This window comes from uncultured Agrobacterium sp. (genome assembly GCF_913777885.1).
GTDB lineage: Bacteria > Pseudomonadota > Alphaproteobacteria > Rhizobiales > Rhizobiaceae > Agrobacterium.
In genome coordinates this window covers 404,773-425,417 of sequence record NZ_CAJYTV010000011.1, presented here as the reverse complement: position 1 = coordinate 425,417, position 20,645 = coordinate 404,773, and the positions used below count along the sequence as shown (strand labels likewise).

Here is a 20,645-nt window from a genome sequence, read left to right as displayed (position 1 = left end):
GCGGCCTTTGCCTTGCCTTTAAAACAAAGCGCGGCCCAAGGCCAGCCCGGCAAAGACCGCAGCAAACGAAACCAGTAGACTTGCCAGAAGATATAGGGCCGAAAGGCCTATTTCGCCCCGCTCGAACAGCACCATCGTATCCAGGGTAAACGATGACCAGGTGGTAAAGCCACCAAGGATGCCGGTGACGATGAAGACCCGCATCTCTGCGGAGGCATCGAAACGGCGGGCGATCATTTCCACGAGAAGACCGATCGCAAATGCGCCTGCGATATTGACGGTCAATGTGCCAAAGGGAAAGTTCGGTCCCGCAAGACGCGTCGCACCCAGGCCGACAAGATAGCGTGCGACTGAACCAATTGCGCCGCCGACTGCCACGAGTAGAATGTTTAACATGAGAGCCGTTTCAATTCTATGGATGTGTATTTTGACCCTAAGACAAGTTGATGGATTTAGAAATACGCTGCGATGCCTGATGTCGCCAATGATTAAAATACGCAGCAAATTCAACTATTAGATTTAGGGCCGAGTAAATTTCGCGCTGCTAGTTTTGTCTCTTCTTATTATTGAGGGCAGACAATGTCTCAGCTTTGGTCGGTTTCCGCGAATATAGCGGCGTATGCGTCTGAAAGCGTCCGCTTGGCGCAACGTCCGCCGAGAAAAAAGGAAATTGAAAAGGCTGCCGAAGAGTTACGCCGCCAGTCGGAGCCTGATGCTTCACCGCATCCGCTGATCAATCTCGCTGCCGCTGCCCCTTCCCTTTCTCTCTTTACATCCACCCGTCAAAATCCACAGACGACGTTCGAGCAGGCCCTGCACGCCTATGAAGAGAATCAGGATCCACCGGATTAATCTCTGTGCTACCGCCGCCATGTTCAGTTTAGTGTCAGCTGAAATGTCCAGGCTGTTTTTCGCAAAGACCGAAACAGAGGTACATCATGAAGACTCTTGCTAAACTGACGCTGGCCGCGCTTGCGACGTTCACCCTTTCCGTCCCGGCATTTGCCGCAACCACGATCATGGTCCATGAAGGCGGAGAAGGCGGGCAGCCGATGACGCTCACCCTCGACAAGCCGACGGTCAAAGCTGGTGAGGCGGTGTTCATGGTGCATAATGACGCCGTCTCAGAAGAGCATGAGATGGTTCTTGTGAAGCTGAAGTCTCCAGACGAAGCGATCCCGCTCAACACGGCCAAACATCGCGTCGATGAAAAGAAGCTGAATAGCCTCGGAGAAGTCGCAGATTTGAAGCCGGGCGCGGATGGTCAGTTGAAGGCCAAACTGGTCCCTGGAACCTACCTGCTCTTCTGCAATATCAAAGGACACTACGAAGCGGGAATGCAGGCGAAGCTCACTGTCACGAAGTAAGTGAGAAAATACGCCGACGGCCGTCGAGGTGCAGACGCATCCCGACGGCATTTTTTTTCAAGTTCAGTTATGATTGTGCTTCGCCTCGCCCGGATTGGCCGGGCCGACTAGAAGCTCGATCGTCACCTCTCCGGCCTTTTCGAAAGCAAGCGTAACCGGGACCTTGTCACCTTCTGCAAACGGCTTCGAGACGTTAAAGAACATGAAATGCAACCCTCCCGGCTTCAACTCCACGGTCTGACCTGCCGGAATAGCGATCCCATCATTCAGCTTGCGCATTTTCATCACGTCATTGACCATTGCCATTTCGTGGATTTCAGCGCGGCCAGCCAAGGGCGATGAAACCGAAACGAGCTTGTCGTCTGAGGCGCCATTGTTCTTGATGGTGACGAAGCCACCGCCGACCGGCTGACCCGGCAGCATTGCCTTGGTGGAGGCTGCCGACAGCTCGAGATCACCCGCCTTGATGACAGCGTCTGCCGCACCGGTCGCTGCCATAGCGGCGGCTTGATCGTGGTGTGCATGAGACTCACCCTCCGCCTTCTGCTTTGCGGTGATGCGGATCACCGGGGCCGGGTTATCGAGCGAGTGTGGGTCTTGGCCTTTTACGGCAATCTGATCCCAGTTGGCTGTGCCCTTGTCACCGCAAAGTTGCTTGACCTTGAAAGGCAGCGCCGTGCCCGGCTCAACATCTGCGATCTTGCCCTGAATGTTGAAGGTGTCATAGAAATCGTCCGGCAAGCTGCCGCCCTTCCAGCGAATTTCCACCGGACCACTTTTCACATCATTGCCGTGATTCTTGTAGGTCTTCTGGTAATCGCCCTTGATCACTTCCAGTTCCCAGCCCGCCTTGGGCTGCGGCTTGGCCGAAATAAAGCCTTCAGGCAGAACGATTTGAACTTCGGTGGTGGCAAGGCCGCCGGCGCAGCCATGTGGCACCTGAAGTGCTGCGACAATGGTGCTATCCTGTTCTGCGGTTCCATTGACGAAGCTTGTATGGGCGAGAGCGGAAGTGGACGAGAGGGCCGCGGCAATAACGATATATGTGGCGCGTTTGAAGACTGTCATCTTTTGATCCTTAAGGCTACTGCATTACAGGCAGTCAGTCAGAAAAGTGCCGCTACGCGGCTTTGGTGGTGAGCGGGATCAAACAAAAGACGTTGGGGGATCGCGGGCGCGATTGGTCCGCGGCGCCGAGGGTTTTATGATGGTGTTGTACTGCCGAAGCGTATTTTCTATCGATGCCAGGTCAGTACCCATCCCTTGTTCCGCCACAGGTGTCGGCAGAAGAATCGAGGATGCGAGCAGGCATGCTTCGCAGAAAAGGATGGCATCACGGCTGTGCTTGCCATGCGGCAATTGAGTTTGAGCAAGATGCTCGGAGCAAATTTCGGCAAAGCTGCCGTCAGGGAGCCTGTAGGCCTCATCGAAGGCAGCAACCGGGGCGGCAAGGATTGGTTTATGTCCAAAGCCAAGCGATAGCATCAGCACGGCGCACAAGATGCGCGCTGTCCGCTCTATCCCGATTGAACCGTCTTTTCCGAAAATCACCATGACCATTTCGATAGCCCGGTTTCGTGGAAAAACAAAGTGCGACCGTTCGTATCAGGGAACGCCTGAACAGGCGTGACGTTGACCTTCAATCATCAACTGGTCAAGGAGGAGACGAAACAGTGCCCGCAAAGTCAAAAGCCCAACAGAAAGCTGCAGGGGCAGCGCTTGCTGCAAAGCGTGGCGACATGCCGAAATCGCGTTTACAAGGCGCTTCAAAAGACATGGCTAAGTCCATGACGCAGAAAGAACTTGAAGATATGGCATCTACAAAACGCAAGAAGCTTCCCGAGAAGAAAGATAGCTAGAATTTGGCCGCGCGCCGCGCCAGTCCATTCCCTCTGCTTGCAACGACATGACGCAGGTTGAACAAAAAACTGTTCACTTGCGTCATTTGGTTCTTGCCAATCCGAAAGCTTCACAGATAATGAGCGTCCATACCGTTGGGAGAAACCGCTTCGATGCGGAGCCGAAGGAGCAACCGCCCCGGAAACTCTCAGGCAAAAGGACCAACGGTCGAACGGAACTCTGGAGAGAAGCCTCCTTGTAACTGAAGGGCAGGCTCGCCGAAGGGATAACAATCTCAGGCGACAAGGACAGAGGGGGCTCTTGAACCCGACGCTCGCAGAGTGTCACGAACATGAGCCCGCGCGAATGCGCTACCCTGGAGGCGTCCTTGGCCGATACAGCCGAGTTAAAAGTCACCCCGCTTCATTCCCTGCATCTGTCACTTGGCGCCCGCATGGTGCCTTTCGCGGGCTATGACATGCCCGTGCAATATCCTGCAGGCGTGTTGAAGGAGCATCTTCACACCCGCGCCTCGGCCGGTCTTTTCGATGTCTCCCATATGGGCCAGGTCATCGTGAAGGCGAAGTCCGGCAAGGTCGAAGACGCTGCACTCGCTTTGGAAAAGCTGGTGCCGGTTGATATTCTAAGCCTCAAGCCTGGTCGCCAGCGCTACGGCTTTTTCACCGATCAGAATGGCTGCATCCTTGACGACCTGATGATTACCAACCTCGGCGATCATCTTTTCGTCGTCGTCAATGCTGCCTGCAAAGATGCAGACCTTGCGCATATGAAGGCGCATCTCTCCGACAGTTGCGACGTGACACCGCTTGAGGACCGCGCCTTGATCGCGCTGCAGGGGCCTCGTGCGGAAGCGGTTCTTGCCGAGCTTTGGGCTGGCGTTTCGGACATGAAATTCATGGACGTGCGCGAGATCCCTCTGCAAGATGTGCCCTGCATCGTCTCGCGCTCCGGTTACTCAGGCGAGGACGGTTTTGAAATTTCAATTCCTGACGACAAGGCCGAAGAGATCGCCAAGTCCCTGCTGGAGCATCCCGATTGCGAAGCCATTGGTCTTGGCGCACGCGACAGCCTGCGGCTGGAAGCCGGTCTCTGCCTCTATGGTAACGACATCGACACCACGACATCTGCGATCGAAGCATCGCTGGAATGGGCGATCCAGAAAGCGCGCCGTACAGGCGGCGACCGCGAAGGCGGCTTTCCGGGTGCGGATCGTATTCTTGGCGAACTCGGTAACGGCACCAGCCGGCGCCGCGTCGGCCTGAAGCCCGAAGGTAAAGCGCCGGTGCGCGGTCATTCCAAGCTTTTTGCCGATGCCGAAGGCAGAAACGAAATCGGCGAGGTTACCTCCGGCGGCTTCGGACCGACCGTGGAAGGTCCGGTTGCCATGGGCTATGTGCCCACCGACTACACAACACCCGGCACGGCGATCTTCGCCGAGGTTCGCGGCAAGTACCTGCCCGTTACTGTTGCCGCCCTGCCCTTCATCACGCCCACCTACAAGCGCTAATCTGCGGAGAAACCCATGCTGAAATTTACCCAGGAACACGAGTGGCTGAAGATCGAAGGCGATGTCGCCACCGTCGGCATCACCACCCACGCCGCAGAACAACTCGGCGATCTGGTCTTCGTTGAATTGCCGGAAGTCGGCGCCACCTTTTCCAAGAATGGCGAAGCCGCCACCGTCGAAAGCGTCAAGGCTGCCTCGGATGTCTATTGTCCGCTGGATGGCGAGATCGTCGAGATCAATCAGGCCATCGTCGATGATCCGTCGCTGGTCAATTCCGACCCGCAGGGCGCCGGTTGGTTCTTCAAGCTGAAGCTTGCCAACACCGCCGACGCCGATGCGCTGCTGGATGAAGCCGCCTATAAGGAGCTGGTAGCGTAATGAACACGCCCACCGAATTTCATTTCACCGACTACCAGCCCTATGACTTCGCCAATCGTCGTCATATCGGCCCGTCGCCGGCGGAAATGGAGGAGATGCTGAAGGTCATCGGCTATAAGAGCCTCGATGCCCTGATCGATGCGACAGTACCCTCCTCAATCCGCCAGAAGGACCCGCTTGCCTGGGGTGCAGCACTGACCGAACGCGAGGCGCTCGACCGCCTTCGCGAGACGGCCAACAAGAACAAGGTGCTGACATCACTGATCGGCCAGGGCTATTACGGCACCATCACGCCGCCGGTCATCCAGCGCAATATTCTGGAAAATCCGGCCTGGTACACCGCCTACACGCCCTACCAGCCGGAAATCTCGCAAGGCCGTCTTGAAGCGCTGCTGAACTTCCAGACGATGATCTGCGACCTCACCGGCCTCGATGTTGCCAATGCTTCGCTTCTCGATGAGGCGACCGCTGCTGCCGAAGCCATGTCCATGTGCCAGCGCGTGGCGAAGTCCAAGGCGAACGCCTTCTTCGTGGACGCAAACTGCCACCCGCAGACCATCGCGCTGATCGAGACACGCGCAGCACCGCTTGGCTGGAAAGTCGTCATCGGCAACCCCTTCACCGATCTCGATCCGGTCGATGTCTTCGGCGCGATCTTTCAATACCCCGGCACGCATGGCCATGTCAGCGATTTCTCCGGCCTCATTTCGCGTCTGCATCAGACCGGCGCGATCGCGGCAGTCGCCTGCGATCTCCTGGCACTGACGCTCCTCAAGTCTCCCGGTGAAATGGGTGCGGATATCGCTATCGGCTCCTCTCAGCGCTTCGGTGTTCCTGTTGGTTACGGCGGTCCGCACGCGGCCTTCATGTCGGTCAAGGATGCGCATAAGCGCTCTATGCCGGGCCGTCTCGTCGGCGTGTCTGTCGATGCACGTGGCAATCGTGCGTATCGTCTGTCTCTGCAGACCCGCGAGCAGCATATTCGCCGCGAGAAGGCTACCTCCAACATCTGCACCGCGCAGGTGCTGCTGGCGGTCATGGCGTCCATGTATGGCGTCTTCCATGGCCCACAGGGCATCAAGGCTATCGCTCAGCAAACCCACCAGAAGGCGGTGCTGATGGCGAAGGGTCTGGAGAAGCTTGGCTACAAGGTCGAGCCGGAAACCTTCTTCGATACGATCACCGTCGATGTCGGCCACATGCAGGCGCTCATCCTGCGTGCAGCTGTTGCCGAAGGCGTCAACCTTCGCAAGGTCGGCTCCACCAAGATTGGCATGAGCCTTGACGAGCGCACACGCCCGGCAACGCTTGAGGCCGTCTGGCGCGCCTTTGGCGGCAGCTTCTCGATTTCCGACTTCGATCCGGATTATCGACTGCCGAAAGATCTATTGCGTACAAGCGCTTATATGACGCACCCGATCTTCCATATGAACCGCGCCGAAAGCGAAATGACGCGCTATATCCGCCGTCTTTCGGACCGCGATCTGGCTCTGGACCGCGCGATGATTCCGCTAGGTTCTTGCACCATGAAGCTCAATGCGACAGCGGAAATGCTGCCGATCACATGGCCGGAATTTTCCGATATCCATCCTTTCGTTCCCGCCGATCAAGCGTTGGGCTACAAGGAGATGATCGACGATCTGTCTGCCAAGCTTTGCGCTGTGACTGGTTATGACGCTTTTTCCATGCAGCCTAATTCGGGAGCGCAGGGTGAATATGCAGGCCTGCTGACGATCCGGAACTATCACCTTGCTCGTGGCGATGCGCATCGCGATGTCTGCATTATCCCGACATCCGCGCATGGCACCAACCCTGCCTCCGCGCAGATGGTCGGCATGAAGGTGGTCCCGGTCAAGGTAAAGGAAAACGGTGACATCGATATCGATGATTTCCGAGCAAAAGCAGAGCAGTACGCGGAAAACCTCTCCTGCTGCATGATCACCTATCCTTCGACCCACGGTGTTTTTGAAGAGACGGTCCGCGAGATATGCGACATCGTTCATACCCATGGTGGACAGGTCTATCTGGACGGCGCCAATATGAACGCGATGGTCGGTCTTTCGCGTCCAGGCGATATTGGCTCGGACGTCAGCCATCTCAATCTTCACAAGACCTTCTGCATTCCGCATGGCGGCGGTGGTCCCGGCATGGGTCCGATCGGCGTCAAGGCGCATCTGGCTCCCTACCTGCCGGGACATCCGGCAAGCGATGGCCGCTCAGGCGCTGTTTCAGCAGCACCCTTCGGCTCGCCATCGATCCTGCCGATCTCGTGGAGCTACTGCCTGATGATGGGCGGCGAAGGGCTGACACAGGCGACCAAGGTCGCGATCCTCAACGCCAACTACATCGCGGCACGCCTGAAGGGCGCTTACGACGTCCTTTACAAGTCGGAGGCTGGACGCGTGGCGCATGAATGCATCATCGACACGCGCCCGCTCAACGACAGCTGCGGCGTGACCGTTGATGACGTGGCAAAGCGCTTGATCGATTGCGGCTTCCATGCGCCAACCATGAGCTGGCCAGTCGCTGGCACACTTATGATCGAGCCGACCGAGTCCGAGACTAAGGCCGAGATCGACCGCTTCTGCGACGCGATGCTCACCATCCGCCAGGAGGCTCGCGACATAGAAGAAGGCCGTGCCGACAAGCTCAATAACCCGTTGAAGAATGCGCCGCATACGGTGGAGGACCTCGTCGGGGAATGGGATCGTCCCTACAGCCGCGAGAAGGGTTGCTTCCCGCCCGGCTCGTTCCGCGTGGACAAATACTGGTCGCCGGTCAACCGCATCGACAACGTCTATGGCGACCGCAATCTCATATGCACCTGCCCGCCCATGAGCGAGTATCAGGAAGCAGCAGAGTAAGACTGATCATGAAGCCCGGAACGATCCGGGCTTCATTCGTTTTAGCCAAACCGAATTCATGATGTGATAGCCGTGGTGGCAAAATGTGCGCTCGAGCCACTCTGCGGCCGAGACTTGGAGCCGTCTAGAAGCAGTCGATATTTGTTACTTAAAAAACTCGGCTATATTCTCACCTATCGCCACAGCGCTTAGCATAGTCTGCGTCAGCCTGTTTTTCGGCCAAGACCGAATGGCGAAATAGCCGAGGCGTCCTCCATCATCCTCCTGTCGCTCGGCACGTCCGACCGGTATGATGGCAACCGCGATACTGACGCTCTTCATCTTGGCGGGGGATCTTGCCGGAGAGTTGTTCAGACAGGCGCAAAACGACTACGTGTCGAACCTGTTAAATCACTTGGGTTTTGGAGGGCGGCTTGCGGCACAACGGACTGCAACTGACAGCGCTGGCTTCATCGTTGCGACCGGTCTCGATCGATTTAAGACCATCTATGACAGACTGGGACATGCGATAGGCGATGAGGTCTCCGCCGTTTTGCTCGCCGTCTCGAGGATGCGGCCAGTCCAGATGGCCTGGTTGGCAGAATAGGTGCCAAGGAGTTGGTATTATTTATGGCGTCCAGCGACGGGCGAAATATGCTAGAGCGCGTTGAACGCCTGCGGGTAGGATTATCAGCCCTTTACCCAGACGTTGTTCCAGAGACGCCTGTGACGGCGAGCTTCGAGGTTGTCCGGTTTGAACCTGACGAAAGTTTCCGGCAGGCCTATGAGCGCCCGCTGCGCTGCTCTATCCGCCTCGAAGGATGTGAGCAGAACGAACACCGTGGCGGATCTCGGCGAGGCAGCGTAAAGCTCTCTTTCCAGCCAGTGACCCAGATACCTTTAGCGGGTGAGCCGGATATCCGCGGTGACCACGGTCGGTCCATTGGCGCCGTCCTTGTCTGTCGTTCTCAATCGCAAGCCATTACGTCCAAGCTTGCTGATGGTCATACCCGCCACGCGATCGCCGTTGATGTCACGGTTCCAGCGAACCGTCAGGTTGATGTTGTCGCCTCTTCGGCTGCCGCTGAGTGCGGAGGGGCGACCGGAAGGACCGACATAATTTCCGCTATATCGGGTGCCCCGCGCGGTTAGGTCCGCCGAGATTGATCGGCGCACGACAACAAAACCTCGGCATGTGCCGTTCATCTGCAATGATGGTCCAGACGCAGTGGCCTGAAATGTGCAGTTGACATTGACCGGACGAGAGCCGATCCGAGTGGTCACAGTGCCGCTGCCTTTCCAGTTCCCACCGAGCGAGGACAGAAAGGTGGTTTCATCTGCCACTGCGGGCGTGGAGATAAGTGCCGCCAAGGCGAAAAGGCACGCTGTGTTTAGTTTCATGATGATCGCTCCCTATTGAGGAACGCCAACGGTGGGACTTGAATAGAGTTCCTAAATTAGATCGTTATGGACTATAGCAACCAATAACGTTTTCGTGCGTTTGTCGCTCGCTTCACTCCTATTCGGAAATACGCAGATGACATCCATCACCTCTCCTGCCCCCGGCCGAGGCTCTGTTCAACGGCCGAGTGGCATCAGCGATCGCACTCTATTTGCTCTCGCGGTGCTAAACTTTTTTCTAGCGGATGCACGCGATGGGCTCGGTCCTTTTCTTGATGCGTTTCTGGCCACGAATGGCTGGTCCCCCATGCAGTTGGGGATCATTGCGACGGTCGGCGGTCTGGTTGGCCTTGCCGCCACACCGCTTTGCGGCGCTCTCGTTGATGGCACGACATTGAAGCGCACGCTAATTGCAGTGCCAGTCATTCTCGTTACCGCGGGTGCGCTTCTTACCTTGATCTTCCCGACGGAGACCGTTGTCTGGGGCGGTCAGATCATGACGGCCGTCGTTGGCGCAACGGTTGGCCCGGCGCTTGCCGGACTGACGCTGGGTCTTGTCGGCGAAAAGTTGTTCTCGAAGCAAATCTCGCGCAACGAGTTTTGGAACCACGGTGGCAATTTTGCTTCTTTGTTTGCCACCTATGTTGCCGTCTCTTACTTCGGCATTTCTGGTGTCATCGGCCTGATGGTCATCACCGCAATCGGAACGTTGATAGCGATCACGGCGATCGATCCCAACCGTATTGATCATAAAGTGGCGCGCGGTCTCGGTCATGATGAGGGCGAACCCGGGCCTTCAGGTTTCGGCGTATTGTGGCATGAGCGCGGGCTCATCCTGCTTGCCATCATTCTGCTGATCTTCCATTTCGGCAATGCGCCGATGGGCCGACTGATTGCTCAGGATTTCGCAGTCGAACTCAACTCGCCCTTCAAAACAACGGCAATCATCACCGGTGTCGCACAGTTCGCCATGATCTTCGTGGCAGCTCTCGCTCCCTGGCTTATTCGCCGCTTCGGACTCTCTGCGGTTTTCCTGATTGCGCTGGCGGCCTTGCCTTTGCGCGGATTGTTGGCGGCATCCTTTGAGCAGTTCTGGGTGGTCTATCCCGTTCAGCTTCTGGATGGCATCGGTGCCGGCCTTCTTGGTATCGCGACGCCGGTTGCAGTCGAGCGCATCTTGAAAGGTACCGGGCGCTTCAATGTCGGCCTTGCAAGCGTGATGACCGTTCAAGGTATCGGCGCGTCGCTCAGCAACGGTGTTGCAGGATGGCTTACCACGGAAGGCGGCTTCGCGCTATCGCATCTGGTCGGCGGTGGTGTCGCGGCGATTGCAATATTGCTCTTCATTTTCTTCCGGCGGGATATCGTTCCGAAGGATGAGCCTGAGACAACGTAAGCCACACATCACGGAAAACAAAAAAGGAGGCACCTAGCCTCCTTTTTCTTGAGATATCAAAATGCGTCAGCCGACGAAGGCGCGCTCGATGACGAATTCCGCCGGCTTGTTGTTGGCACCTTCGCTCAGCCCCGCCTTCTCCAGCAGCTCTTTAGTGTCCCTGAGCATAGCAGATGAGCCACAGATCATGCCGCGATCAATGGCTGGATTCAGCGGCGGGACGCCGAGGTCGGCGAACATTTTGCCGTTTGCGATCAGGTCGGTGATGCGGCCCTTGAAGGGATATTCCTCACGTGTCACCGTCGCATAGTGCTTCAGCTTGTTGCCGACAATCTCGCTCAGGAACTCGTGGTTCTTGATTTCCTCCACAAGATCGAAGCCGTATTTCAGTTCGGCGACATCCCGGCAGGTATGGGTGAGAATAACTTCCTCGAACTTTTCATAGGTTTCCGGGTCGCGAATAAGGCTTGCGAATGGAGCGATACCCGTTCCGGTCGAAAACATGTAAAGACGTTTGCCAGGCGTGAGCGCGTCGAGCACAAGCGTTCCCGTCGGCTTCTTGCGCATTAGGACCGTATCACCTGGCTTGATTGCCTGCAGGTGAGAGGTCAGCGGACCGTTCGGCACTTTGATGGAAAAGAACTCGAGCTCTTCGTCCCAGGATGGGCTGGCGATGGAGTAGGCGCGGTAGATCGGCTTGTCGCCGACCATGAGGCCGATCATGGCAAATTCACCGGAGCGGAAGCGGAACCCAGCCGGGCGCGTCATGCGGAAGCGAAAAAGGTGATCGGTGTAATGCTCCACCGAAAGAACGGTCTCGGCATAGACGCCGTCCGGGATCTTGATCGCAAATTCTTCCGTTTTGGCTGGAGCGTTCATTCTCTTTCCGTCCATTTCACAAAAAACCAGACATTCTCGATACGGGGAAATATACCATCCGCCTCCCCATTTGAAGGTATGAGAATGTCATTGGAGCTATGCAGGTGGAAATATGTATCAATACCTCATATTTCCTCGCAATGGTTCATACTGCCGCACGCCTTCGCCAGCTATAGGTTTCACCCTCTACGGAGGATCTTGCCGTCGGCTGGTAGTAGACATCGATGCCGGGTAACCGGTTTTCGGACAAACGACGGAGTGCAGTTTCGTTGGAGACGCTGAAACTGGTGAAGCCCGTTCTCAGCATCAGCGGTACCTGGTCGATGAGCACATCGCCAACGGCGCGCAGATCACCCTGGTAATTCAGACGTGTGCGCAGAAGGGATGCGTGGCTGAAGCCGCGGCCGTCATTGAAGGCCGGGAAGCTCACCGCGATAAGCGCGATCCGATCAATGAAGGGTGCAAGCTTCGTTACATCATCCGCAGGTGTTATGAGAACGCCGAGACCTACATCATTGCTCTCTGCCGCCCGCGTCAGAAAGGTCGCCAGTGGCAAGACCGCGTTCTGCCCCTCGCCTGCTTCGACGCCCTCGCCCTCGGTGATCCAAGGGTCATTTTCGACGAAGCCTTTTTCGGTCCAGATTTTCGTCATTTCAAATTCCTCAAGCGGCTTCTGCGGTGGCAGGATAAAGGGCGTCCTTGAAAGGTTGCGGTCCAACGCGACGGTAGGCCTCCAGGAAAGTTTCCTCCTTGGACAGGCGCAGGCCGAGATACGTGTCTACGATCGTCTCGACCGCATCCGTTACCTTTTCCGGTTCAAATCCGCGCCCGATGATTTCGCCGATCGAGGAATTCTCATCGCCGGATCCACCAAGGGTTATCTGATAAAGTTCAGCACCCTTCTTCTCGACGCCCAGCAGGCCGATATGGCCAACATGGTGGTGACCACAGGCGTTGATACAGCCGGAAATCTTGATCTTCAATTCACCGATTTCCGCCTGACGCTCAGCTGCGCCGAAACGTCTGGAAATTTCCTGCGAGACCGGAATGGAGCGCGCATTGGCGAGCGCGCAGTAGTCCAGACCGGGACAGGCAATGATATCCGTAATGAGGCCTGCATTCGCCGTTGCAAGACCCGCACCCTGTAGCGCGCGGTATACCGGCTCCAAATCTGCAAGGGCAACGTGTGGGAGAATAATGTTCTGCTCGTGGCTGATGCGGATTTCGTCGAAGGCATATTCCGCAGCAATATCAGCGACCACGTCCATCTGTTCGTCCGACGCATCTCCCGGAATGCCGCCAATAGGCTTCAGCGAGACCGTCACCATCCCATAATCCGGATGCTTGTGCGGCTGAACGTTTTGGTCGACCCAGCGGGCGAAATCCGCGTCCGTCTTCTTCCAGCGGGCGAGGCTCTCCCAGCTCTCCGGGCGGTCCCTTAGCTGAGGCGGCGCGAAATAGGTGGTGATCGCTGCGATATCGCCATCGGGAAGTTTCAGTTCGCCATTTTTCAGGTGAACAAACTCCGCCTCCACCTGGCGCGCGAGTTCTTCCGCGCCGGTCTCATGCACGAGGATCTTGATACGGGCCTTATATTTGTTGTCGCGACGACCATGCAGATTGTACACGCGCATGATTGCGGTTGTGTATGACAGCAAATCCTCTTCGGGCAGGAAATCGCGGATTTTTTTGGCGATCATCGGGGTTCTGCCCTGCCCGCCGCCGACATAAACGGCAAAGCCGATTTCGCCCTTGTCGTTCTTCTTCAGGTGCAGGCCGATATCGTGAACCTGAATGGCGGCGCGATCGCGCTCCGCACCGGTCACGGCGATTTTGAACTTGCGCGGCAGGAACGAGAATTCCGGATGCACGGAAGACCACTGGCGCAGGATTTCCGCGTAAGGGCGTGGATCGGCGACCTCGTCGGCCGCAGCGCCTGCGAAATGATCGGCGGTGACGTTGCGAATGCAGTTGCCGGACGTTTGAAGAGCGTGCATTTCAACGCTCGCCAGCTCATCCAGAATGGCGGGCGTATCCGCCAGACGCGGCCAGTTGTACTGGATGTTCTGACGAGTGGTGAAGTGACCATAGCCACGGTCGTATTTGCGCGCGATATGCGCCAGCATACGCATCTGTCTGGAGTTCAGCGTTCCGTAGGGAATCGCGACGCGTAGCATATAGGCATGTAGCTGGAGATAGACGCCATTCATCAGACGCAAGGGCTTGAACGCATCTTCGGCCAGCTCACCCGACAGGCGACGCTCCACTTGATCACGAAACTGTTCCACGCGACCCTTTACGAAGGCGTGGTCGAACTCGTCATAACGATACATGATATTCCTCAGACTGCGATAAAGGCTGCGTCGGCAGGCTTGTAACCTGTAGCATATTCGATTGTGGGGCCCGCTGCGCGAATGCGCTCACGCAGACGCGTCGGCCAAAGACGACCGTTTTCCTCCGCTACGTCGATAATGTTGACGTCCACAACCTTGTTGGCGGAGAAATCGCGCTTTCCGATCTCCTCCAGCGAAGCGACGGCTTCCGCATGACGCGCAACGAGAGAGGATTGCAGGTCCTCGTTCCATTCGCCATTTGCATCCAGCCAGACGGCGATGCCATCGCTCAGACGATTGGCCGTCAGTACCTTATCAACCATTTGCATACTCCTGTCCGACATGCGCATTGAGCGGTGACTTCGCCAAGGCTTCGGACCTTTCGAAATTCGCACCGGCGACCGCGTCGCCAATGATGACCATGACCGGACCCGTCAACTCGTCGCGATGCTCGAGGTCCGGCAAATCTTTGAGCGTGCCATGCATCAGGCGACGATAGCTGCGGCTCGCATTCTCTATCACCGCGACCGTCGTTTCTTCACTCAGCCCCGCGCTCATCAGCCTTTTGGCGACCGAGGCCGCAACGCTTCGACCCATGTAGACGGCAATTGTGGCACCCGACACGGCAAGACGTGCCCAGTCCGGCAAAATATCCCCAGCCAGATCATGACCAGTCGTGAAGATCAGCGAGGACGCAACGCCACGCAGCGTCAATGGCAATTCGAAATCTGCCGCAGCAGCGAAGGCAGATGTGATGCCAGGAACGACCTCGTAGCCGATACCGGCTTCGCGCAACGCCGCCATCTCCTCCGCCGCGCGACCATAGACGAGCGGATCGCCCGACTTCAGCCGGACCACACGCTTCCCCTCAAGCCCAAGGGAAACGAGAAGACGATTGATGTCCGACTGGGACTTGGAATGACAGCCCTTGCGCTTACCGACTGACAGACGCTCCGCGTCGCGACGGCCCATATTGACGATTTCCTGAGGGACAAGAGCGTCATACACGATGACATCCGCCTGCATCAGCACGCGCTGCGCCCGAAGCGTCAGCAGGTCTTCTGCGCCGGGACCTGCACCCACCAGCCACACGTAACCTTCCGGGCTTTCCGGCGAGAGAAGAAGTTTCTCGGCAGCTTGATGCGCCGCATCGACGTCGTTCTGGGCGACGGCATCCGCCACGCTACCGGAAAAAAAGCGGCGCCAGAAATTTCGGCGCAGAGCGCCCTTTGGAATGCTGCGTTCTGCCGCGTCACGATATTCGACCGCCAGACGAGCCAGACGACCAAGGGACGGCGCCAACATCTGATCGATGCGCGCACGGACGATCTGGCCGAGTACGGGACCTGCACCCTCGGTGCAAATGGCCACAGCGAGTGGCGCGCGCGAGACGAGGCCGGGCGTATAGAAATCGCAGTAGCCGGGCTGGTCGACGGCGTTAGCGGGGATGGACTTCGCCCTCGCCGCATCCACGATCTGCCGGTCCAACACGTCGTCACCTGTCGCGGCAAAAACCAGCGTCATACCTTCGACCTGGCAGGCGTCGAACGGTTTGGCCACAATCCTGATCTTCTCTTTATCGAGGAATATAGCGTAATCGGTCTGCGGCTGGTCCGAGAAAGCAACGATCTGCGCATTCGTATTCGAGAGAAGACGTGCTTTCGCATAGGCCTCATCGCCATTGCCGAACACGGCGACGTGTTTCCCCTCTACCTTGAAAAAGGTCGGAAATGTCGTCAGGCGTTCGTCGCTACGAGAGGCTGGTGTTTCAAGCATGGGCGCAATATCGCTTATTGATTAAAAAGGTTGAAGGCACGAAAATTCCTTCATTATAATGCCGTAGATTATTATTCTCCGACAAGCCGTGTTTTTGAGGAAAAGCAACCGCGCGACCGAGCGGCAACACCATCCAAAGATTTGTATTTTCTATAAAAATTCTATATTTCTCGCGTTTGCCGACTCTCGCCGATCGAACACCTCAGACAAACGAACAAGGGAATTATCTTGACAGAGCAAACTCTAGCCTCTCGCCTCCTCGACGTTATAGAGCACGATATCCTGCCTTTGACGACCCGTGGTGTATCCTTGGGCAACAAGGTCTTCGGAGCCGCAATCCTGCGTAAATCGGATTTCTCGCTGGTGATTGCCGAAACCAATAACGAGCTCGAAAATCCGCTCTGGCACGGAGAGGTGCATACGCTCAAACGCTTCTACGAACTCGGTCAGAAGCCTGCCACAAAGGACCTGATTTTCCTCTCCACCCATGAACCCTGTACGATGTGCATGTCGGCGATAACCTGGGCGGGGTTCGACAATTTCTATTCTTTCTTCAGCCATGAAGATTCCCGCGATGCATTCGCCATCCCGCACGATCTAAAAATACTGAAGGAGGTCTTCGGTTTGGAGCCTGGAGGCTATAGGCGCAGTAATGCGTTCTGGAATTCGTACTTTATCGCAGATCTGGTAGAAGCAGCGGACGAACCGTCAAAAACAAAGCTGCGGGAGCAGACGTCGCGGATCAAAGCCGTATATAATCGTCTTTCCAACAGCTATCAGTCGGGCAAATCCGACAACAACATCCCTTTGAATTGACAGTCCGGAAAGCAACGCCATGGAAGCCTCGAAAGATATCGCCCGTCTCATCGAAATCATGGAGGCGTTGCGACATCCTGAAACAGGTTGCCCGTGGGATATTGTCCAGACATTCGAGACGATCAAACCCTATACGATCGAGGAAGCGTATGAGGTGGCGGACGCGATCGAACGCGACGATATGGACGATCTTTGCGAGGAGTTGGGCGACCTGCTGCTACAGGTGGTCTTTCACTCCCGCATTGCGCAGGAAATGGGGGCATTTTCGTTCGAAGATGTGGTTCATGCCGTTACTTCCAAAATGATCCGCCGGCACCCGCATGTCTTCGCGGTATCGGATGCGGACACGCCTGAATCCGTCAAACTACAATGGGATCAGATCAAAAGCGCTGAGAAGCGCGAGCGTTTGGAACGGCGCGCACGACGCGGCATCAGCGAAGATCCCAAAGCGGGTTTCCTCGGCTCCATACAGCGCAGCCAGCCTGCCCTGACCGAGGCTTTAAAGCTTCAGGAGCAGGCGGCGCGCGTTGGCTTCGACTGGTCTGCCGCCGAACCGATCCTGGACAAAATCGAAGAGGAAATCGGAGAGCTGAGGCAGGCTCTTGCAGAAGGCGATACGAGCCGTATCAGCGACGAACTCGGTGATCTTATCTTTGCTGTCGTCAATATTGGCCGTCATGTCAAAACCGATTCCGAAAACGCGCTGCGTGGCACCAATACAAAGTTTAGACGGCGTTTCAGGCACATCGAAACCTCGCTGACCGAATCTGGTGAGACATTGGAGGCGGCTAGCCTGGAGAGAATGGAAGCGCTATGGCAAGCCGCCAAAGAGATCGAGCGAAAGCTCGACGTTTAGCAAGGCCTACTTGCCTGATGCCGACCTAAGGGACGCTACGAATAACCAATCCGCTCCTGGAACTGCTTGTCTGTGAAATGATCGGGTTGATATAGCGTCACGCGGTTACGGCCGGATGACTTCGATGCATAGAGCGCGATATCGGCTTTCTTGATCAGTGACATGGCGGTACTCGCCTTGTCGTCGCAGACTGCTACCCCGATACTCAATGTTGCCGTTACCATTTGATCGTCGATCTCATGTTGTAAGGAGCTCACGATCTTTTGGAGCGAACCCGCCAGCGCAACCGCGTCATCCTTACCCATGCCGGGCTGAAAGAGAATGAATTCCTCTCCACCAAAGCGGGCGAAACTGTCTACCGGACGAATTCGGGTGAAAAGCTCCCTGGCAACACGGGCCAGTATCTCATCGCCGGCCAGATGACCGAAGTTATCGTTGATATGCTTGAAGTGGTCGATATCGATCATAGCGATCGCATCGCCGTATCGTACCGTCTGTGGAAGACGCGAACTGAAGGAGTGTCTGTTTGGCACGCCAGTCAAAACATCGAGCCCGACCAGCCTTTGAAGGCGCTCTTCCGCGCGTTCCTTGACGAGAGCCATGACGAAAAAAGCAATAGCGAAATGACAGACGATGGAGGCAAAAAACGCATTTCGCGGGATGCTTACGGCAGAGCGCGGCAGCGAAACGCCGACCGCCACCAGGATCATCAGAGCAGCGACAATGAATATCGATATTGCCAGTGGCTTCCTGACAGGCAGTGGTTCAGCGACATTATCGGCATAGACGATCCATGCGCAGGCGAGCAGCATCGCTGCAGCGGTAGCCTGAAATGCGATCGTCCTGGACTGCGCAAACTGATAGAGACCGGAAACCAGAAGCAGTAGACAGACGACGACGGGTAGAAACAAAACGAGCCACTCTCGGTTTGTTTTGCGCTGCCGGCTGATACGGCACATCCCAAGCCAAAACACGGCGTATCCGATAAGACCGACCAATGTCCCCGCAGAGGCGCAGAGGGCTTCGTGTTGTGGAACGAAAGCCTGAACACTGACGAGGATTGATGCGGTCGCGACAAGGGAAAAACCTATAGCAAGGAGCCCTAGGCCAACACTTTCTCTGGATCGAGACCGCACATAGATGAAACAGAGCGCGGCAACCACAAAGGAAAGCTTGTGCAAAATAAGAACAGTCGGAAGGTCCAGCTCGGGTAACATCAATACTCGCTCACGTCATAAATGCTGGCCGACCGGCACTCTATTCCTATCGCATTGCTGAAAATTGCGTAGAATTATCAATATCTCTAGCATAAGGCTTATGAAGTAGCACGAGACTATGTCTTCTCAAGCCGGCTTAGCGCTCCCACTCCTCTGCCTGCGACTTGACGGTCAGTCCCAGCTTCCGTTCAAGTGCAGCGCCCTGCTCTTCAGACAATCTTATATCGAGCACGACCGAACCATCCTCACGGTCCTCGCGCCCATCCACGATAGCATTGTCATACACCCAGGACAGAAGCGGAAGTTGATCGATACTCAGAACGATCGTCGTTTCAGTCAACACACCGGATAGCCGAACCGATATGTCGTCCATCAGCGCGTCGACGCCCTCACCGCTCAGTGCAGATACCGCGCGAACATTGGCCCGGCCGTCCGCCTTCTGCAGGATCGCATCATGCGCTTCCGGCTCAAGACGGTCTACCTTGTTCCACACCTCTATGATGCGCTCCTCAGCGACTTTCTCATCAATGCCGAGATCTGCGAGAATGCGCATGACGTCTCCCGCCTGTGCGGCGTTGTCGGGATCCGACATGTCTCGCACATGCAGAACGAGGTCGGCTTCCAGCACCTCTTCCAGCGTCGCGCGGAAAGCGGCGACCAAGTGGGTTGGCAGATCGGAGATGAAGCCAACTGTGTCTGAAAGAATGACGGTGCGCCCATGCGGAAGTTTCATGCGGCGAAGCGTGGGGTCCAGCGTGGCGAAAAGCATGTCCTCGGCAAGGACCCCAGCGCCTGTGATACGATTGAAGAGCGTCGATTTCCCGGCATTGGTATAACCGACAAGGGCCACGATTGGATGCGGAACCTTGCGACGCTTGGCGCGGTGAAGCTGGCGGGTTCGCACGACCTGCTCCAGTTCACGCTCAAGGCGCACGATACGCTCCTGAAGAAGACGCCTGTCCGCCTCAATCTGCGTCTCACCCGGACCGCCCATGAAGCCCGCACCGCCGCGCTGACGTTCGAGGTGGGTCCAGCTTCTGACGAGGCGTCCTTTCTGGTAATTGAGATGGGCTAGGTCGACCTGAAGCGTCCCTTCTTTCGTCGACGCTCTGCGCCCGAAGATTTCCAGGATGAGACCGGTCCTGTCGATAACCTTCGAGTTCCACTGCTTTTCCAGATTTCGCTGTTGAACAGGCGTTAAAGGATGGTCGATGATGACGAGACCAGCATCCGTCTCGTCCAGAAGATGGCCAATTTCCTCAATCTTGCCTGTGCCGAAGAGCGTGGCGGGACGAGGTTGGTTGACGGGAACGATCAATCCCTGCGTGACCGTAAGATCGATGGCGAGCGCCAGACCTTTGGCCTCTTCGAGCTTTGCTTCCATTGATCGCATCGGCGTGGTCGCAGTCGCCTCGCGGTTATCGCGCTGCTGCTTCAACTGCGGCACAAGAACGACCGCGCGCATGTCGTCGCGGCGCTTTTCAAGCTCGGGAATTATGGATTCGTTCGACGTATCACGCGTAGAAATGTGCTGGCCTTTCAATTTTGGGGTGCCAGTCTGACATATAGGCAGATGCACAACAAAAACAACGGAGCTCGATCAAGAGTTCCGTTGTCGATTGTCGCAGGTCCGAATGCCGGGAACTTCTTAGTAACGGTGAATCAGGCGGCGCCTTCTTCTGTTTCGAACATCTGCATCGGCTGGCCCGGCATGATGGTGGAAATCGCATGCTTGTAGACCAACTGCGAATGTCCATCGCGGCGCAAAAGCACGCAGAAATTGTCAAAAGACGTCACAACACCCGTCAGCTTGACGCCGTTGATCAGGAAAATAGTCAACGAAATCTTCTGCTTACGAACAGTGTTGAGAAAAAGATCTTGCAGGTTTTGAGAACGTTCCGCCATAGCGCCGCTTCTTTCTTTTTTGCCCGGATGGGAGACCGGGAATTCAAATAATCAATAATGCTATTCCTCTGGCCAAGCCCCCTGCCAGTGGGTGAAACTCTGGTACCAAAT

Annotated in this window: 22 protein-coding genes and 1 riboswitch; of the genes, 10 read left to right on the top strand and 12 right to left on the bottom strand. The window is 56.4% G+C overall.

Annotated features, from left to right (window positions below; all coding sequences use genetic code 11):
• Window positions 1-18: 18 nt before the first annotated feature.
• Entirely contained in the window at window positions 19-396 is a 378-nt protein-coding gene (gene crcB / locus QZ869_RS10590; RefSeq protein ID WP_296075804.1) for a fluoride efflux transporter CrcB, read from the bottom strand.
• 183 nt (window positions 397-579) lie between these two features.
• Here crcB and QZ869_RS10585 point away from each other — a divergent pair, with 183 nt between their 5' ends.
• Together QZ869_RS10585 and QZ869_RS10580 are read left to right on the top strand one after the other, a co-directional pair.
• Entirely contained in the window at window positions 580-852 is a 273-nt protein-coding gene (locus QZ869_RS10585) for a hypothetical protein (RefSeq protein ID WP_296075806.1), read from the top strand.
• Between the two features lie 86 nt (window positions 853-938).
• Complete coding sequence (locus QZ869_RS10580) at window positions 939-1,367, top strand: plastocyanin/azurin family copper-binding protein (RefSeq protein ID WP_296104440.1); 429 nt, start codon at window positions 939-941, stop codon at window positions 1,365-1,367.
• 63 nt (window positions 1,368-1,430) lie between these two features.
• On the opposite strand, the gene QZ869_RS10575 is transcribed toward QZ869_RS10580, so the two are convergent.
• Together QZ869_RS10575 and QZ869_RS10570 are read right to left on the bottom strand one after the other, a co-directional pair.
• Window positions 1,431-2,435, bottom strand: coding sequence for a copper chaperone PCu(A)C (locus tag QZ869_RS10575; protein WP_296104438.1), 1,005 nt, complete (start codon window positions 2,433-2,435; stop codon window positions 1,431-1,433).
• Between the two features lie 78 nt (window positions 2,436-2,513).
• The gene (locus QZ869_RS10570) at window positions 2,514-2,927 is read right to left on the bottom strand and encodes a hypothetical protein (RefSeq protein WP_296104436.1); all 414 of its coding nucleotides are present in this window, start codon (window positions 2,925-2,927) and stop codon (window positions 2,514-2,516) included.
• Window positions 2,928-3,040: 113 nt separating this feature from the next.
• Between QZ869_RS10570 and QZ869_RS10565 the strand changes: the two genes are divergently transcribed.
• The 5 genes from QZ869_RS10565 (at window position 3,041) to QZ869_RS21780 (ending at window position 8,562) form a co-directional block, all read left to right on the top strand.
• The gene (locus tag QZ869_RS10565; RefSeq protein ID WP_296016482.1) at window positions 3,041-3,226 is read left to right on the top strand and encodes a DUF3008 family protein; all 186 of its coding nucleotides are present in this window, start codon (window positions 3,041-3,043) and stop codon (window positions 3,224-3,226) included.
• Window positions 3,227-3,352: 126 nt separating this feature from the next.
• Window positions 3,353-3,440: riboswitch (glycine riboswitch) on the top strand.
• Between the two features lie 154 nt (window positions 3,441-3,594).
• Window positions 3,595-4,734 carry a glycine cleavage system aminomethyltransferase GcvT gene (gcvT, locus tag QZ869_RS10560; protein ID WP_296104433.1) on the top strand — a complete coding sequence of 380 codons (1,140 nt, stop codon included), beginning with the start codon at window positions 3,595-3,597 and terminating at the stop codon, window positions 4,732-4,734.
• Window positions 4,735-4,749: 15 nt separating this feature from the next.
• A complete protein-coding gene (gene gcvH / locus QZ869_RS10555) occupies window positions 4,750-5,112 on the top strand; it encodes a glycine cleavage system protein GcvH (protein WP_296016373.1) in 363 nt (120 codons plus the stop codon).
• The gene (gcvP, locus tag QZ869_RS10550; protein WP_296104430.1) at window positions 5,112-7,976 is read left to right on the top strand and encodes an aminomethyl-transferring glycine dehydrogenase; all 2,865 of its coding nucleotides are present in this window, start codon (window positions 5,112-5,114) and stop codon (window positions 7,974-7,976) included. The genes gcvH and gcvP overlap by 1 nt, the downstream gene beginning before the upstream one ends.
• A 289-nt stretch (window positions 7,977-8,265) precedes the next feature.
• Window positions 8,266-8,562 carry a diguanylate cyclase gene (locus QZ869_RS21780; protein ID WP_367115326.1) on the top strand — a complete coding sequence of 99 codons (297 nt, stop codon included), beginning with the start codon at window positions 8,266-8,268 and terminating at the stop codon, window positions 8,560-8,562.
• 293 nt (window positions 8,563-8,855) lie between these two features.
• Here the strand turns inward: QZ869_RS21780 and QZ869_RS10545 are convergent, their stop codons facing one another.
• Window positions 8,856-9,356 carry a hypothetical protein gene (locus QZ869_RS10545; protein ID WP_296104429.1) on the bottom strand — a complete coding sequence of 167 codons (501 nt, stop codon included), beginning with the start codon at window positions 9,354-9,356 and terminating at the stop codon, window positions 8,856-8,858.
• A gap of 136 nt (window positions 9,357-9,492) precedes the next feature.
• Here QZ869_RS10545 and QZ869_RS10540 point away from each other — a divergent pair, with 136 nt between their 5' ends.
• On the top strand, window positions 9,493-10,752 hold the full coding sequence (locus QZ869_RS10540) for an MFS transporter (RefSeq protein ID WP_296104426.1): 1,260 nt from the start codon (window positions 9,493-9,495) through the stop codon (window positions 10,750-10,752).
• A 66-nt stretch (window positions 10,753-10,818) separates the two neighbouring features.
• On the opposite strand, the gene QZ869_RS10535 is transcribed toward QZ869_RS10540, so the two are convergent.
• The 5 genes from QZ869_RS10535 to cysG all read right to left on the bottom strand — a co-directional run bounded on the left by QZ869_RS10535 (window position 10,819) and on the right by cysG (window position 15,740).
• Window positions 10,819-11,631 carry a ferredoxin--NADP reductase gene (locus tag QZ869_RS10535; protein WP_296104424.1) on the bottom strand — a complete coding sequence of 271 codons (813 nt, stop codon included), beginning with the start codon at window positions 11,629-11,631 and terminating at the stop codon, window positions 10,819-10,821.
• A 145-nt stretch (window positions 11,632-11,776) separates the two neighbouring features.
• A complete protein-coding gene (locus QZ869_RS10530) occupies window positions 11,777-12,283 on the bottom strand; it encodes a DUF934 domain-containing protein (RefSeq protein ID WP_296104421.1) in 507 nt (168 codons plus the stop codon).
• 10 nt (window positions 12,284-12,293) lie between these two features.
• Window positions 12,294-13,964, bottom strand: a complete 1,671-nt coding sequence (locus QZ869_RS10525) for a nitrite/sulfite reductase (protein WP_296036590.1) — start codon at window positions 13,962-13,964, stop codon at window positions 12,294-12,296.
• 8 nt (window positions 13,965-13,972) lie between these two features.
• Complete coding sequence (locus QZ869_RS10520; protein WP_296104418.1) at window positions 13,973-14,287, bottom strand: DUF2849 domain-containing protein; 315 nt, start codon at window positions 14,285-14,287, stop codon at window positions 13,973-13,975.
• A complete protein-coding gene (cysG, locus tag QZ869_RS10515; RefSeq protein ID WP_296104416.1) occupies window positions 14,280-15,740 on the bottom strand; it encodes a siroheme synthase CysG in 1,461 nt (486 codons plus the stop codon). Before cysG ends, QZ869_RS10520 begins: the two co-directional genes overlap by 8 nt.
• 228 nt (window positions 15,741-15,968) lie before the next feature.
• Between cysG and QZ869_RS10510 the strand changes: the two genes are divergently transcribed.
• A complete protein-coding gene (locus QZ869_RS10510; protein WP_296016394.1) occupies window positions 15,969-16,556 on the top strand; it encodes a nucleoside deaminase in 588 nt (195 codons plus the stop codon).
• 19 nt (window positions 16,557-16,575) lie between these two features.
• Entirely contained in the window at window positions 16,576-17,412 is an 837-nt protein-coding gene (mazG, locus tag QZ869_RS10505) for a nucleoside triphosphate pyrophosphohydrolase (RefSeq protein ID WP_296016396.1), read from the top strand.
• Window positions 17,413-17,447: 35 nt separating this feature from the next.
• On the opposite strand, the gene QZ869_RS10500 is transcribed toward mazG, so the two are convergent.
• The 3 genes from QZ869_RS10500 to hfq all read right to left on the bottom strand — a co-directional run bounded on the left by QZ869_RS10500 (window position 17,448) and on the right by hfq (window position 20,534).
• Entirely contained in the window at window positions 17,448-18,323 is an 876-nt protein-coding gene (locus tag QZ869_RS10500) for a GGDEF domain-containing protein (RefSeq protein ID WP_296104413.1), read from the bottom strand.
• A gap of 442 nt (window positions 18,324-18,765) precedes the next feature.
• Complete coding sequence (hflX, locus tag QZ869_RS10495; protein WP_296016399.1) at window positions 18,766-20,094, bottom strand: GTPase HflX; 1,329 nt, start codon at window positions 20,092-20,094, stop codon at window positions 18,766-18,768.
• Window positions 20,095-20,291: 197 nt separating this feature from the next.
• Window positions 20,292-20,534, bottom strand: a complete 243-nt coding sequence (gene hfq / locus QZ869_RS10490; RefSeq protein WP_027673217.1) for an RNA chaperone Hfq — start codon at window positions 20,532-20,534, stop codon at window positions 20,292-20,294.
• Between the last annotated feature and the right edge of the window lie 111 nt (window positions 20,535-20,645).